At 72.2% G+C, this 13091-nt stretch carries 12 protein-coding genes and 1 pseudogene; 8 read left to right on the forward strand and 5 right to left on the reverse strand.

Annotation, left to right across the window (positions count from 1 at the left end):
* Window positions 1-3: 3 nt before the first annotated feature.
* A complete protein-coding gene (locus OHS70_RS30205) occupies window positions 4-927 on the reverse strand; it encodes an ADP-ribosylglycohydrolase family protein (RefSeq protein ID WP_328402558.1) in 924 nt (307 codons plus the stop codon).
* Between the two features lie 161 nt (window positions 928-1088).
* On the opposite strand from OHS70_RS30205, the gene OHS70_RS30210 reads away from it, so the two are divergent.
* The 4 genes and pseudogenes from OHS70_RS30210 to OHS70_RS30225 all read left to right on the forward strand — a co-directional run bounded on the left by OHS70_RS30210 (window position 1089) and on the right by OHS70_RS30225 (window position 5314).
* The gene (locus tag OHS70_RS30210; RefSeq protein ID WP_328402560.1) at window positions 1089-2375 is read left to right on the forward strand and encodes an NAD(P)/FAD-dependent oxidoreductase; all 1287 of its coding nucleotides are present in this window, start codon (window positions 1089-1091) and stop codon (window positions 2373-2375) included.
* Window positions 2372-3103 carry a DUF1365 domain-containing protein gene (locus tag OHS70_RS30215; RefSeq protein ID WP_328402562.1) on the forward strand — a complete coding sequence of 244 codons (732 nt, stop codon included), beginning with the start codon at window positions 2372-2374 and terminating at the stop codon, window positions 3101-3103. Before OHS70_RS30210 ends, OHS70_RS30215 begins: the two co-directional genes overlap by 4 nt.
* The gene (locus tag OHS70_RS30220) at window positions 3100-4362 is read left to right on the forward strand and encodes a cyclopropane-fatty-acyl-phospholipid synthase family protein (protein ID WP_328402564.1); all 1263 of its coding nucleotides are present in this window, start codon (window positions 3100-3102) and stop codon (window positions 4360-4362) included. Before OHS70_RS30215 ends, OHS70_RS30220 begins: the two co-directional genes overlap by 4 nt.
* Window positions 4363-4519: 157 nt before the next feature.
* Window positions 4520-5314, forward strand: a pseudogene (locus OHS70_RS30225) (DUF1295 domain-containing protein).
* A 244-nt stretch (window positions 5315-5558) separates the two neighbouring features.
* Here OHS70_RS30225 and OHS70_RS30230 read toward each other — a convergent pair.
* Window positions 5559-6308 carry an anti-sigma factor gene (locus tag OHS70_RS30230; protein ID WP_328402566.1) on the reverse strand — a complete coding sequence of 250 codons (750 nt, stop codon included), beginning with the start codon at window positions 6306-6308 and terminating at the stop codon, window positions 5559-5561.
* Entirely contained in the window at window positions 6305-6889 is a 585-nt protein-coding gene (locus tag OHS70_RS30235; protein ID WP_328402568.1) for a sigma-70 family RNA polymerase sigma factor, read from the reverse strand. Before OHS70_RS30235 ends, OHS70_RS30230 begins: the two co-directional genes overlap by 4 nt.
* A 95-nt stretch (window positions 6890-6984) precedes the next feature.
* On the opposite strand from OHS70_RS30235, the gene OHS70_RS30240 reads away from it, so the two are divergent.
* A complete protein-coding gene (locus tag OHS70_RS30240) occupies window positions 6985-7200 on the forward strand; it encodes a hypothetical protein (RefSeq protein ID WP_328402570.1) in 216 nt (71 codons plus the stop codon).
* A gap of 106 nt (window positions 7201-7306) precedes the next feature.
* Here the strand turns inward: OHS70_RS30240 and OHS70_RS30245 are convergent, their stop codons facing one another.
* Together OHS70_RS30245 and OHS70_RS30250 are read right to left on the reverse strand one after the other, a co-directional pair.
* Window positions 7307-8149, reverse strand: coding sequence for a siderophore-interacting protein (locus OHS70_RS30245; RefSeq protein WP_328402572.1), 843 nt, complete (start codon window positions 8147-8149; stop codon window positions 7307-7309).
* Between the two features lie 50 nt (window positions 8150-8199).
* Window positions 8200-9105 carry a 5'-3' exonuclease gene (locus OHS70_RS30250; protein WP_328406024.1) on the reverse strand — a complete coding sequence of 302 codons (906 nt, stop codon included), beginning with the start codon at window positions 9103-9105 and terminating at the stop codon, window positions 8200-8202.
* Between the two features lie 235 nt (window positions 9106-9340).
* Between OHS70_RS30250 and OHS70_RS30255 the strand changes: the two genes are divergently transcribed.
* The 3 genes from OHS70_RS30255 to OHS70_RS30265 all read left to right on the forward strand — a co-directional run bounded on the left by OHS70_RS30255 (window position 9341) and on the right by OHS70_RS30265 (window position 13085).
* Entirely contained in the window at window positions 9341-10507 is a 1167-nt protein-coding gene (locus tag OHS70_RS30255) for a quaternary amine ABC transporter ATP-binding protein (protein ID WP_328402574.1), read from the forward strand.
* A complete protein-coding gene (locus OHS70_RS30260) occupies window positions 10500-12296 on the forward strand; it encodes an ABC transporter permease/substrate binding protein (RefSeq protein WP_328402576.1) in 1797 nt (598 codons plus the stop codon). Before OHS70_RS30255 ends, OHS70_RS30260 begins: the two co-directional genes overlap by 8 nt.
* A 192-nt stretch (window positions 12297-12488) precedes the next feature.
* Window positions 12489-13085 carry a helix-turn-helix domain-containing protein gene (locus OHS70_RS30265; RefSeq protein ID WP_328402578.1) on the forward strand — a complete coding sequence of 199 codons (597 nt, stop codon included), beginning with the start codon at window positions 12489-12491 and terminating at the stop codon, window positions 13083-13085.
* Window positions 13086-13091: the final 6 nt, after the last annotated feature.

Consider the following 13091-nt stretch of genomic DNA (forward strand, 5'->3'; position numbering starts at 1 on the left):
GGCTCAGGCAGCCAGCGCCTTTGCCAGCGAGGTGAGTTCCGCCAGGCGCAGCACCCGGCCGGGGTAGCCGGGCAGCGGGACATGGAGGGGGCCGGTCCAGCGCTCGGGGATCGCCCCCGCGCCGTACACCGCGCCCGCCAGCGCCCCCGCGACCGCCGCGACCGTGTCCGTGTCACCGCCCAGGTCGATCGCCGCGCCCAGGCAACTCTCGAAGGTCGCCGTCGTGCGCAGCGCCCAGAGCGCCGACCCCAGGCACGGCCACACCGCCCCGTTGAACTCCGTCGCGTCGTCCGGGTGCCAGTCGGGGGCCAGCACCGTCGCCCAGCGCGTCCGGTGCGCCGGGTCGACCTGGGCCAGTGCCGACGGAATCGCGGCCAGTGGGTCCGCGCCGTCCAGAGCCACCCGTACCAACTCGTGGAAGACCGCCGTGCCCTCCCAGGCCGCGCGGTCGCCATGGGTGAGCGCCGCGATCCGCCGGGCGGCCGCCATCGTGGCATCGCGGCCGGTCCCCGCGAAACGGACGGCCGAGGTGGATGCGCGCATCAGCGAGCCGTTGCCCGCGGCCCGGCCGGTGACCTGGAAGTGCAGTGCGGCGGCCAGGTCCCACGGCTCGCCGTTCGTCAGCACGTCCTCCGTCTGCAGCCCGATGTCCTTCGGGTCGCCCGCGGCCCAGCGCTGGAAGCGCGCGAAGATGTCGGCCGGGTCCAGACCGCCGCGCTCCAGCAGTGACTCGCCGACCAGCACCGCCATCTGTGTGTCGTCCGTGGCCTCGCCCGGGTCCCAGCCGCCGCCCCCGCACATCGTGGCGACGCCGTCCGGGAATCGGGCCCGGAACACACCGCGCTCACCGAACTCGAAGGGGGCGCCCAGGGCGTCGCCCACCGCCGAGCCGACCACCGTGCCGATCACACGCTCCGAACGCCGCATCGATCCAGCGTAGGCGGGCCCGCAGGCCCGCCCGGGGGCGCCCCCGGGGCGGCGCCCCCGAACCTTCGGCGAAGAAAGATCTGACGCCGACCAATCCGACCGGCCCCGTGCGCCGAATGACGGTTGCGGGACGGCTCCAGGCCGGCCGGGAAGGAGCGGGAATGACAGGGCAACGGCGGCGTACGGCCGTGGTGGGCAGCGGAGTTTCGGGCCTCACCGCGGCATACGTTCTGCAGCGTCGCCACGAGGTCACGCTCTACGAGGCACAGCCCCGGCTCGGCGGGCATGCGCACACCCATGACATCGCCGCCTCCGACGGCCGGCTGCAGCGCGTCGACTCCGGCTTCATCGTCCACAACGAGCGCACCTACCCGCAGCTGCTGCGGCTCTTCCGGGAACTCGGCGTGGCCACCCAGGAGTCGGAGATGAGCATGTCGGTGCGGTGCGAGGGCTGCGGACTCGAGTACGCCGGAGCCCGCGGACCGGGCGGCCTGTTAGCCCGGCCCGCGAACGCGCTGCGCGGACGCTATCTGCGCCTGCTCGCCGAAGTGCCCCGCTTCCACCGGCTCGCGCGCCGTCTGCTCGCCCGGCAGGCGAACGGCAGCCGGAAGGACGAAGAGGGTCCCATCCTCGGCCGATTCCTGTCCGACGCCCGTTTCTCCGCCTACTTCACCGCCCATTTCATGACGCCGCTCGTCTCCTGCGTCTGGTCCTGCGACGCGGCCACCGCCCTGCGCCACCCGGCCCGCCATCTCTTCCGCTTCCTCGACCACCACGGCATGCTCACGATCACCGGCTCGCCGGTCTGGCGTACCGTCACCGGCGGCTCACGCGCGTACGTCGACCGCATCGGCAAGCAGCTCACCGCCGTACACACCGCCACCCCCGTACGCGCCGTGCGCCGCCACGCCGACGGCGTCGGGATCACCGCCGACGACGGCAGCGTCGAGAGCTACGACTCCGTCGTCATCGCCACCCATCCGGACCAGGCGCTCCGGGTGCTCGCCGACCCGAGCACCCAGGAGCGCGAGATCCTCGGAGCGTTCCCGTACTCCCGCAACACCACCGTGCTGCACACCGACGCCTCCGTCCTGCCGCGCACCGCCGCCGCCCGCGCCAGCTGGAACTTCTCCATGCCGGCCTGCGACGCGGACGCCCGGCGGGTGCGCGTCAGCTACGACATGAACCGCCTCATGCGGCTGGACGCCCCAGAGTCCTATGTCGTCACGCTGAACGGCTCCGAAGACGTCGTGCCCGCCCGCGTGATCGCCGCCATGGAGTACGAGCACCCTGTCTTCACCCCCGAGTCGGTGGCCGCCCAGCGCCGGCTCCCCGAGCTGAGCGGACCGGTGACCGCGTATGCGGGGGCATACCACGGCTGGGGCTTCCACGAGGACGGCTGCCGCTCGGGCGTCGCTGCCGCCGCTGCGCTGGGGGTCCCCTGGTGAGCGCTCCGCCGGCCCTCTACCGCTGCACGGTCACCCACGTGCGGACCACGCCGCGCCGCTTTGCGCTGCGCCACCGCACCTACATGTGGCTCACCGACCCCGAGGTGCCACCGCGGCTGCCCAGGGCGCTGCGCCCGCTCGCCCGCTTCGACGCCCGTGACCACTTCGGCGGGGCGGCGCCGACCATCCGTGCCGGGCTGGAGGCGTTCCTCGCGGCGCGGGGGACCGACCTCGACGGCGGTGCGGTCGTCATGCTCGCCCACGCGCGGGTGCTCGGCCATGTCTTCAACCCGCTGACCCTCTACTGGTGCCACGGCCGCGACGGCCGTCCGCTCTGCGTCGTCGCCGAGGTGCACAACACCTACGGTGAGCGCCACTGCTATCTGCTGCGCCCCGACGCAGCCCACCGGGCCTTCGTGGACAAGGAGTTCTACGTCTCGCCCTTCTTCCCGGTGGACGGCGGCTACCGGATGCGGCTGCCCGAGCCGGACGAACGGCTGGAGCTGACGATCCATCTGGAGCGCGACGGCGCCCGCCCGTTCACCGCGACCGTACGCGGCGAGCGCCGCCCGGCCACCGCCGGCGCCCTGCTCCGCGCCGCACTGGCGCACCCGCTGTCGACCCTCGCCGTGTCCGTCGGCATCCGGTTCCACGGCATCCGTCTGTTCCTGCGCGGACTCCCGGTCCAACCCCGTCCCCACCATCTGCCCCAGGAGGGTGTGAAGTGAGCGTGTCCGTCTCCCCGGCGTCCTCGCGAACCGCGTCCGTCGACCCTCGGCGCCGGCCAGGGCCGGCCCGCCTGCCGAGGGCCTCCAAATTGCGCACGGCCGTCGCGGAACGCCTTGTCAGGCACGCGCTCGGCGGGCTCCCGGTGCGGGTGCGCCTCGCCGGCCGCGAGACGATCGGCCAGGGCGGACCGCTGATGGACGTACGGAACCCAGCGGCCTTCTTCCGCCGGATCGGTGCCCGCGGGCTGCTCGGCTTCGGCGAGTCCTACATGGCCGGTGAATGGGAGGCCCCCGACCTCGTCGGACTGCTGTCCGTGTTCGCCGAGAACGCCGCCACTCTCGTGCCCGGCCCGCTGCAGCGGCTGCGCGGCGCCTGGGCGCCGCGCAGGCCGGGGCGGCACCGCAACACGACAAGCGGCTCGCAGGCCAACGTCAGCCATCACTACGACCTGTCCAACGAGCTGTTCGCGCTGTTTCTCGACGAGACCCTGACGTACTCCTCCGCGCTCTTCCGGGGCTTCCCGGCCGAGCGGCAGCTGCTGCCCGCGGCCCAGCACCGCAAGATCGACCGGCTGCTCGACCTGGCGCAGGTCGGACAGGGAACCCAGCTGCTGGAGATCGGCACCGGCTGGGGCGAGCTGGCGATCCGCGCCGCGCAGCGCGGCGCACGCGTCCTGACCGTCACCCTCTCCCGCGAGCAGCAGACGCTGGCGCAGCAGCGCATCCGGGCCGCCGGCCTCCAGGACCGGGTGACCGTACTGCTGCGCGACTACCGCAAGGTGCTCGGCCGCTACGACGCCATCGTCAGCGTGGAGATGATCGAGGCCGTCGGAGCGGAGTTCTGGCCCGAGTACTTCCAGACGCTGGACCGGCTGCTCGCACCCGGCGGGCAGATCGCCCTCCAGGCGATCACCATGCCGCACGACCGGATGCTCGCCTCCCTCGACACCTACACCTGGGTGCAGAAGTACATCTTCCCCGGCGGACAGCTGCCGTCCTCCGAGGCCATCGAGCAGATCGTCGCGGGCTGCACCGGCCTCACGACGGCCGCTCGCGACGGCTTCGGGCCGCACTACGCCGAGACGCTGCGCCTGTGGCGCGAACGGTTCACCGAGCGCGCCGAGGAGGTCGAAGCCCTGGGCTTCGACGAGGTCTTCCGCCGTATGTGGACCTTCTACCTCTCCTACTCCGAAGCCGGCTTCAGGTCCGGCTACCTGGATGTGCAGCAGCTGCTGCTGACGAAGGGGGAGGCGGCGTGACCACGCCGGTGCGGCGGTGGGGTCCGGTGGCCGGCCGGCCTGCGTTCGAGGAGCGGCGCACGGGCGTCGGCCCGGTCCCGGCCGTGCGGACCACCGGCCGGGACGACCGGGGGACGTGCGCGACGCCGAACCACGGCCACGCGGAGGGCTGCCGGCGGTGAACGGCCATGCGTGGGCGGCGTTCGCACAGGGTCTCGGCCCCGCCGCGGCCGCCGCTCTCGCGGTCATGCTTCTCGCCTTCGCCGTCGCGCTGCGCACCGGAGTGCACCGCGGGGTGGATGTGGCGTGGGGGATCGCCTTCACGGCCGTCGCGGTGTCGGGTACGCGATGTCGGCGGGGGAGGGGGACGACGGGCGGCGGCTTCTGGTCACCGTGCTCACGGCGGTGTGGGGACTGCGGCTGGCCGCGCACATCGCCCGGCGCGGACGAGGGCACGGCGAGGACCCGAGGTACGAGGCACTGCTCGCCAAGGCACCCGGCCATCGCACGCTGTACGCCCTGCGCATCATGTATCTGCTCCAGGGCGCGCTGGTATGGCTGATCTCGCTGCCGGTGCAGGCCGCGCAGTACGTCCCCGGGCCCGTCGGCGTGATCGGCTGCGCGCTGTGGCTGACCGGATTCCTCTTCGAGGCGGTCGGGGACGGGCAACTGGCCCGGTTCAAGGCCGATCCGGCGAACCGGGGCCGCGTCATGGACCGGGGGCTGTGGGGGCTGGACCCGGCACCCGAACTACGTCGGGGACTTCTGCGTGTGGTGGGGACTCTTCCTGGTCGTCTGCGACGAGCCGGCGCCGGCCGCAGTGGTCGTCGTGAGTCCCCTGGTGATGAGTTACCTCCTGATCAGCGGCAGCGGAAAGGCGCTGCTGGAACGGCACATGGCCGACCGCCCCGGCTTCGCGGAGTACGCGGCCCGCACAAGCGGCTTCCTGCCGCGTCCGCCGAAGCGGCGCTGACGGACGGGCGGTTGAGAGGTCCCGGGCGGGGCCGGTCGGCACGGCCCGAGCCCTCCGGCGTCCGTGCGGGCGGGAGGGGGCCGCCCGCACGGCCGGTGCTCGCCCGCGCCCGCCGATGAGCGGAGCGGCAGGCACCGCGGGCCGGTACGAACAGCGGGGCGACCAGCCGGCGGTGCGCCGCGCCGGCTGGTCGTGCATGCGTGGACCGGGCCGGATCGGCGGTGGACCGGGCCGCAGGGCCGGATCAGGACGGCAGGCGCATCAGGGCGAGCGGAGACGAGGTCGGCCGGCGGGAGCCGCCCGCCGGTTCGACGGTGACGCCCATGCCGGACGCGGAGTTGACCGGCCCTTCCATCAGCACGGCGCCGGACGTGGCGGTCAGCTCCATCAACCCCGCCGAACGCATCGTGCCGCCGTCCTCGAACCAGAGTTGGTACACCTTGCCCTGCGGCGGCTTCGGCATCCCCGACGCATAGAACGCCGCGCGGTTGCGGCTGCGCGACACGACGACCGTGCCGGTCGCCCCGTCCGTCAGCGGCCCCGTGCTCACCTTGGCGTCCGGCGCGGCGAGTACGGCGGCGAGTTCCGTGGCCGTGCGCTCCGCGCGCTGCGCCTGGGCGCGGGCGTCCTCGGCCCGGTCGTGCTGCCAGACGGCCGCCCCGCCGAGGCTCGCCGCCACGGCCATGCAGGCGGCGAGCGCGAAACGGGACACCGCGCGGCCGCGGCGCACCACGCCTCGGTGCGCCTGCCGGGTGACCCGGGGGCGGTCCTGCCGTTCGGCGCCCACGCGGGCCATCACCTGGTGCTTGAGCTCCGGGGGTGGCGTGACGTACTCCGCCGAGCCCAGCCGGCCGGCGGTGGCGGCCAGTTCGCGTACTTCCAGCGAACACGGCGGACACGCCCGCAGATGCTGCTCGAACTCGGCCTCTTCGTCGGGTGCCAGCGCGTGCAGCACATAGGCGCCGGTCAATGTGTGCAGATCGGCGGAGTTCATGCGCTCACCCCCAGGCAGTCGCGCAGCCGGATGAGCCCGTCACGCAGTCGTGTCTTCACCGTGCCCAGTGGCACGGCGAGCAGTTCGGCGACCTCCCGGTAGGTCAGTCCCCGGTAGTAGGCCAGCGTCACGGACTGGCGCTGCAGTTCGGTCAGGCCCTGCAGACAGCGCCGCACCTGTTCGCGTTCCAGCCGGGCCTCCACCTCCTCGGTCACCTCGTCGTAGGCGCGGCCCTGGTCCAGCAGCGCGGCCCGCCGCTCGCGGTCGGTGGCGGCACGGGCGGACCTGACCCGGTCCACGGCCCGGCGGTGGGCGAGGGTGAGGATCCAGGTCATCGCCGAGCCGCGGGACGGCTCGTAGCGCACGGCGGTACGCCAGACCTCGATCAGCACCTCCTGTGTCACCTCTTCCGACTGGGCGGGGTCGCGCAGCACGGCGCGTATCAGGCCCAGGACCGGTCCGCAGACCGCGTCGTACAACCGGGAGAAAGCGCCCTGGTCGCCCCTGGCAACCAGGGCGAGCAGTTCTTGCAGATCGGGACCGGCCGAGGCGGGGCCGCCTATCTGTACGGCTTCTTTCACGCGGTGTTCCTCCACGGGTCGGACGGCACGTCCGGACACCTGTCACGACGCATTCGGAGCCGAAGGCCCGATGGATTGGTCCGGGTGGCCGCATCGTGCCATGGACCGACCCCGTGTGGGTCCCCGTCTCGTGCCTGTCCCGCTCCGTCGTCGCCGTCGTCGCCGTCGTCGCCGTCGTCGTTGCCGTCGCTGTCGGAATCGCCGTCGGTATCGCCGTCGGAATTGCCGTCGGAATTGCCTTCGTCGAACCTTGCCGAACGCGCCGACGCCGCAACGCGCAGCGGCAGGAGGGCGAGCAGACCGATCGGTGACGGCAGGAGCGTCAGGACCGGCTCCAGATGGGCAGGCGGCCGGATCCCGGTACCGGCAAAGGCCCCCCGGCCGAGTCCGGCCGGGGGATAAGGAAGAGAGTGGTCGTCAGGCCGCCGACTCCTGCTCCCGTTCCACCTGGTCGTTCCACTCGCGCTTGGCCGCACGCCAGGCCTCGTCCGTCTGACCCAGGCGCCAGTAGCCGGAGATTGACAACTGCTCACGCGGAATGCCCCGCTCCACCCGCAGCTGACGACGCAGCTCCTTCACACAGGCCGCCTCGCCGTGGACGAACGCGCAGACCTCCCCCTCGGGGAACTCCAGCGCCGCTACCGCCGCCACCAGCGCCTCGCCCGGCGCCCGGTCGCCGCGGTGCAGCCAGGTGATCTCCACCCCGTCCCCAGAGACGATCTTCTGCTCTTCCTCGGGGCCCGCGACCTCGATGAAGGCGTGCACGACCGCGCCTGCCGGCATCCGCTCGAGCGACGCGGCGATCGCGGGCAGCGCGCTCTCGTCGCCCGCCAGCAGATGCCAGTGGGCCGCAGGGGAGGGGGCGTAGGCCCCGCCGGGGCCCAGGAAGCGCACCGTCTCACCGGCCTGCACGCGTGCCGCCCACGGCCCGGCCAGGCCCTCGTCGCCGTGGACCACGAAATCGACCGTCAGCTCCAGGTGGGCCCGGTCCCACTGCCTCACCGTGTAGGTGCGAGTGGCGGGCCACTGCTCACGCGGGAGCTCCTCACGGATGCGGTCCATGTCGAACGGCTCCGGGTAACTCACGCCCTCGGGCGCGAACAGCAGCTTGATGTAGTGATCGGTGTACTGGCCGAGCTCGAGCGCGGCCAGACCCTCACCGCCCAGGACGACACGCACCATGTGCGGAGTGATGCGTTCGGTGCGCACCACCTTGGCCTCGTGTGCCTTCGGTGCTTTGCGTGCCGGTCGGTCTGCCACGGCGCTCTCCCCGGAATATCGCTGCTTAGGGTTGCCTAAGCTAGCACCTCTCAGCGCTGGAGTGCGGAGCGCAGCCGCACCACGGCCCCGCCGAGTCCCCACCGCGCGGCCAGCGCGTCCAGCTCAGCCGGGTGGCGCGGCTCGGCGGGCAGCGAGGGGTCGAATTCGGGCAGCGGTACGTCCGTGGCGACCCGGACCACCTTGGGCGCGACCGCCACATAGTCCCTGGCCTCGTCCAGCCGCTTGCGCTGCGACGGGGTGAGCTTCGAGGTCCGGTCGTCGACGGCGGCCATGATCCCCGCCAGGTCGCCGTACGCGTCGAGCAGCTTGGCCGCGGTCTTCTCGCCGATGCCGGGCACGCCGGGCAGCCCGTCGCTGGGGTCGCCGCGCAGCAGCGCCAGATCGACATATCCGGGCCCGTCCACGCCGTACTTCTCGCGCAGCCATGCCTCGTCCGTCGTCTGGAGGGTGCCGACGCCCTTGAGCGGATACAGCACCCGACGCCCGCGGGCGTCGTCGACCAGCTGGAACAGGTCACGGTCGCCGGTGACGATGTCGACCGGGCCCTCGGCGCGTGCGGTGAGGGTGCCGATCACGTCGTCCGCCTCGTAACCGTCCGCGCCGATACGGGCGATACCGACCGCCGCCAGCACCTCCTCGATGGCCGGGACCTGCGGCGAGAGCGTGTCGGGGACCTCCTCCACATCAGGGCCCTGCTCGGTCTCCACCGCGACGCGGTGCGCCTTGTAGGACGGAATCAGCTCGACCCGCCACTCGGGCCGCCAGTCGTTGTCCCAGCAGGCGACGAGATCGTCCGGCCGGTGGTCCTGGACCAGTCGCGCGATGAAGTCCATCAGCCCGCGCACGGCGTTCACCGGGCTGCCGTCCGGAGCCCGGACCGAGTCGGGGACCCCGAAATAGGCCCGGAAGTACAGGGAAGCGGTGTCGAGGAGCATCAGGCGTCGCGTCACAACCCTGATGATGCCGCACGCCACTGACAGTCACAGAGCGCCCGCCCGTCGCGGCGCACCCGTGAGGTGGCTCACCTTCGTGTTTGCCCCCAGGGGCCGAGGGCAGGCGCGAGCCCGGAGCGGATCCCGTAGCGATTTCAACCATTGCATCGGGCAAACGGGCGGATCCCGACCCGCTCCACAGCTCGCCGGGCGGGGGTGGCGGGCTGTTTTCCGTTCTATGCGCGAGGTGTATGTGTCCAGGCTCCAGGCCGAGCACCTGTACAAGGTGTTCGGCAGACGACCCGACGAAGCGGTGACCAGGCTCGAGGGCGGCGCCGGCCGCGACGAGCTGCGCGCCGAGGGCACGACCGCCGCGGTGATCGATGCGTCCTTCACCGTCGAGCCCGGCCAGATCTTCGTCGTCATGGGTCTGTCCGGGTCCGGCAAGTCCACGCTGCTGCGCATGCTCAACGGACTGCTGGAGCCGACCGCTGGACGGGTGCTCCACGACGGCCGCGATCTGACCGCGCTGGGCGCTCGCGACCTGCGCGAGGTGCGTTCGAAGCGGATCAGCATGGTCTTCCAGCACTTCGCGCTGTTCCCGCACCGCAGCGTGCTGGAGAACGCGGGCTACGGCCTCGAGGTCCAGGGTGTCCCGCGCGAAGTGCGGGCGCGCCGCGCCGCCGAGGCACTGGAGCTGGTGGGCCTCGCCGGCTGGGAGAACTCCTGGCCGGACGAGCTCTCCGGCGGCATGCAGCAGCGCGTGGGCCTCGCCCGGGCGCTCGCGACGGACGCCGATCTGCTCCTGATGGACGAGTCCTTCAGCGCCCTGGACCCGCTGATCCGGCGCGACATGCAGGATCAGCTGCTCCACCTGCAGAAGCGGCTCAAGAAGACCATCGTCTTCATCACCCACGACCTCAACGAGGCCATGCGCCTGGGCGACTCGATCGCCGTCATGCGCGACGGCCGGATCGTGCAGCTCGGCACGGCCGAGGACATCCTCGTCACCCCGGCCAACGACTACGTCGCCTCGTTCACCCAGGACGTCGACCGTTCCCGCGTGCTCACCGCGGGCGCGATCATGGCCGATCCGGAGACCGTGTACGGCACGAGGACCGACAGCGGCAAGGTGCTGCGCTCCGCGGCGGACGTGCTTGCCGCGGCGCCCGCCACCGTCACGGAGCGGACTCCGGTCATCGAGCTGTTCACGCCCTGCGCCGACAGCGGACACGCCGTCGCCGTCGTCGACGACGAGGGCGAGCTGACCGGTGTCGTGCCCAGGGGGCGGCTGCTGGCCGTGCTCGGCGAGCCGATGAGCCCCGCCGGCACGAACGGCATCCCCGCGCAGACCGAGGCCGCCGACCGGGCCGGTGCCGCGGCGAAGGAGGTGGCCCGTGCCTAGGCTTCCTCTCGGCGCCTGGGTCGACAGCGGTGTCGACTGGCTCCAGAGCCACCTTTCCTGGCTCTTCGACGCGATCAGTTCGCTCGTCACCGGTATGTACGACGGCATCGAGGCCGCGCTCCTGGCGCCCGAGCCGCTGCTTTTCGGCGGCATCCTCGCCGTCGTCGCCTGGTGGCTGCGCGGGCTGCCCGCAGGCGGCCTCACCTTCGCCGGCTTTGCGCTGATCGACTCCGTCGATCTGTGGGACGACGCCATGTCGACCCTCTCGCTGGTGCTCGTCGCCACGCTCGTCACTCTGGCGATCGCGGTGCCGCTCGGCATCTGGGCATCCCGGTCCGCGGCAGTCAGCGCCGTGACCAGGCCGGTCCTGGACTTCATGCAGACCATGCCGGCCATGGTCTACCTGATCCCCGGCATCATCTTCTTCGGCGTCGGCGTGGTGCCCGGCATCATCGCCACCATCGTCTTCGCCCTGCCGCCCGGCGTACGGATGACCGAGCTCGGCATCCGGCAGGTCGACGAGGAGCTCGTCGAGGCCGCGGAGGCCTTCGGCACCACACCGCGCAACACGCTGCTGCGCGTCCAGCTCCCGCTCGCCCTGCCGACGATCATGGCCGGCATCAACCAGGTGATCATGCTGGGGCTGTCCATGGTGGTCATCGCCGGAATGGTCGGCGGCGGCGGCCTCGGCGGCGCCGTCTACCGGGCCATCGGGAACGTCGACATCGGTCTCGGCTTCGAGGCGGGCATCTCCATCGTCATCCTCGCCATGTACCTGGACCGGATCACCGGGGCCCTCGGCCGCCAGGTCTCGCCGCTCGGCCGCCGTGCGTCGGCCAAGGCACGTGCCGCCACCGGCGGCGCGAAGATCTGGACATACCGTCCGCGGGCGTCGGTCGCGGTCGTCGGCATCGTCGTCCTCGCGCTGGTCGCGGGAGGCATGGGCATGTTCGGCGGCGCCCCGCAGACCGCCGCGTCCGGCGGCGCGGACATCGGCAAGGGCAGGAAGATCTCGCTCGGCTACATCCCGTGGGACGAGGGGATCGCCTCCACCTTCCTGTGGAAGGAACTGCTGGAGAAGCGCGGCTTCGAGGTCGAGGCCCGGCAGCTGGAGGCCGGAGCGCTCTACACCGGCCTCGCCGGCGGCCAGATCGACTTCCAGACCGACGCCTGGCTCCCGGTCACCCACGCCCAGTACTGGAAGAAGTACGGGAACAAGCTGGAGGACCTGGGCGCCTGGTACGGCCCCACTTCGCTGGAGCTGTCCGTGCCCGCCTACATGAAGGGCGTCGACTCGCTCGAGGACCTCAAGGGCAGCTCGAGCCGGTTCAAGGGCCGGATCGTCGGCATCGAGCCGAGCGCCGGAATGATGGGCATCCTCAAGGACAAGGTGCTGAAGGAGTACGGCCTCGAGGGCGAGTACAAGATCGTCGACGGTTCCACGCCCGGGATGCTCGCCGAACTGAAGCGCGCGTACGACAAGAAGGAGCCCATCGTCACCACCCTGTGGTCGCCGCACTGGGCCTACAGCACCTACGACCTGAAGAAGCTCAAGGATCCGAAGGGCACCTGGGGCAAGGGCGACGGGGTGCACACGCTGGCGCGCAAGGGCTTCGCCGCCGACAACCCCGAGGTCGGCACCTGGCTGAAGAACTTCAAGCTGACCGAGAAGCAGCTCACCGGCCTCGAGGCGCAGATCCAGAAGACCGGCAAGGGCAAGGAGCAGGACGCCGTCCGGGCCTGGCTGAAGGAGAACCCGGGTCTCGCGGACCGGCTCGCTCCGCACTGACAGCCCGTGACCGTCCTCCCGGACGGCCGAAAGGGGTGGGTCCCGCCACACGGCGGGACCCACCCCTTTCCGTTGCGGTGCCCGAGGCCCCATGCTGCGGGCGTGCCACCCGTGTACTCCTGCGCTCGGTGAGTCCCCGCGGCCGGATGCTGCGTAAGGTGAGACAGGACCCAGGGGAGGGGAGCCCGGCCCATGGACGCGAAGGACGCGAAGGACGCGAAGGAGAGGAAAGAGCCTCTCCGCGTGGGCGCGGCCGTGCGCAGACGCCGGCGCGCCCTCGGCCTCACGCTTGCCGCCGTCTCGGCGCGCAGCGGAGTGTCCGTGCCGTTCCTCAGCCAGGTCGAGAACGAGCGGGCCCGGCCCAGCATGCGCTCGCTGCAGCGGGTCGCCGACGCCCTGGACACCACGGCCGGCCTGCTGCTGGCCGCATCCGACGCGGCGCGCACCGTCGATCTCGTACGGGCCGGCGACGACGCCCGTCCGCAGCCCGGCCCCGGCTCCCGGATCCGCAGCCTGGTGCGCGGACAGCATCAGCTGCACGCCCTCGAATTCAGCGGCGAGCAGGACACCGGGCGCGAGTACAAGCACCGCAACGACGAGCTGCTCTACGTCGCCGACGGCGCCGTGGAGGTGGAGGCCGAGGGCCGGGCCTACCGGCTGGGGCGCGGCGACTCGCTGTTCCTGTCCGGCGGGGTACGGCACCGGTGGCGCGCCACCGCACCGGACACCCGCATCCTCGTCGTCGCGGTGGCCGAACACGTCGATGCCTCCGGCGACCCGCGCGGCTGAGGGGCT

Source organism: Streptomyces sp. NBC_00390, from assembly GCF_036057275.1.
Classification (GTDB): domain Bacteria; phylum Actinomycetota; class Actinomycetes; order Streptomycetales; family Streptomycetaceae; genus Streptomyces.

Excerpts from the sequence above, each read along its gene's own strand:
- OHS70_RS30205 (WP_328402558.1), bottom strand. The coding sequence starts at position 927 with ATGCGGCGTTCGGAGCGTGTGATCGGCACGGTGGTCGGCTCGGCGGTG.
- OHS70_RS30210 (WP_328402560.1), top strand. The coding sequence starts at position 1,089 with ATGACAGGGCAACGGCGGCGTACGGCCGTGGTGGGCAGCGGAGTTTCG.
- OHS70_RS30230 (WP_328402566.1), bottom strand. The coding sequence starts at position 6,308 with ATGAACTCCGCCGATCTGCACACATTGACCGGCGCCTATGTGCTGCAC.
- OHS70_RS30250 (WP_328406024.1), bottom strand. The coding sequence starts at position 9,105 with ATGCTCCTCGACACCGCTTCCCTGTACTTCCGGGCCTATTTCGGGGTC.
- OHS70_RS30255 (WP_328402574.1), top strand. The coding sequence starts at position 9,341 with ATGCGCGAGGTGTATGTGTCCAGGCTCCAGGCCGAGCACCTGTACAAG.
- OHS70_RS30265 (WP_328402578.1), top strand. The coding sequence starts at position 12,489 with ATGGACGCGAAGGACGCGAAGGACGCGAAGGAGAGGAAAGAGCCTCTC.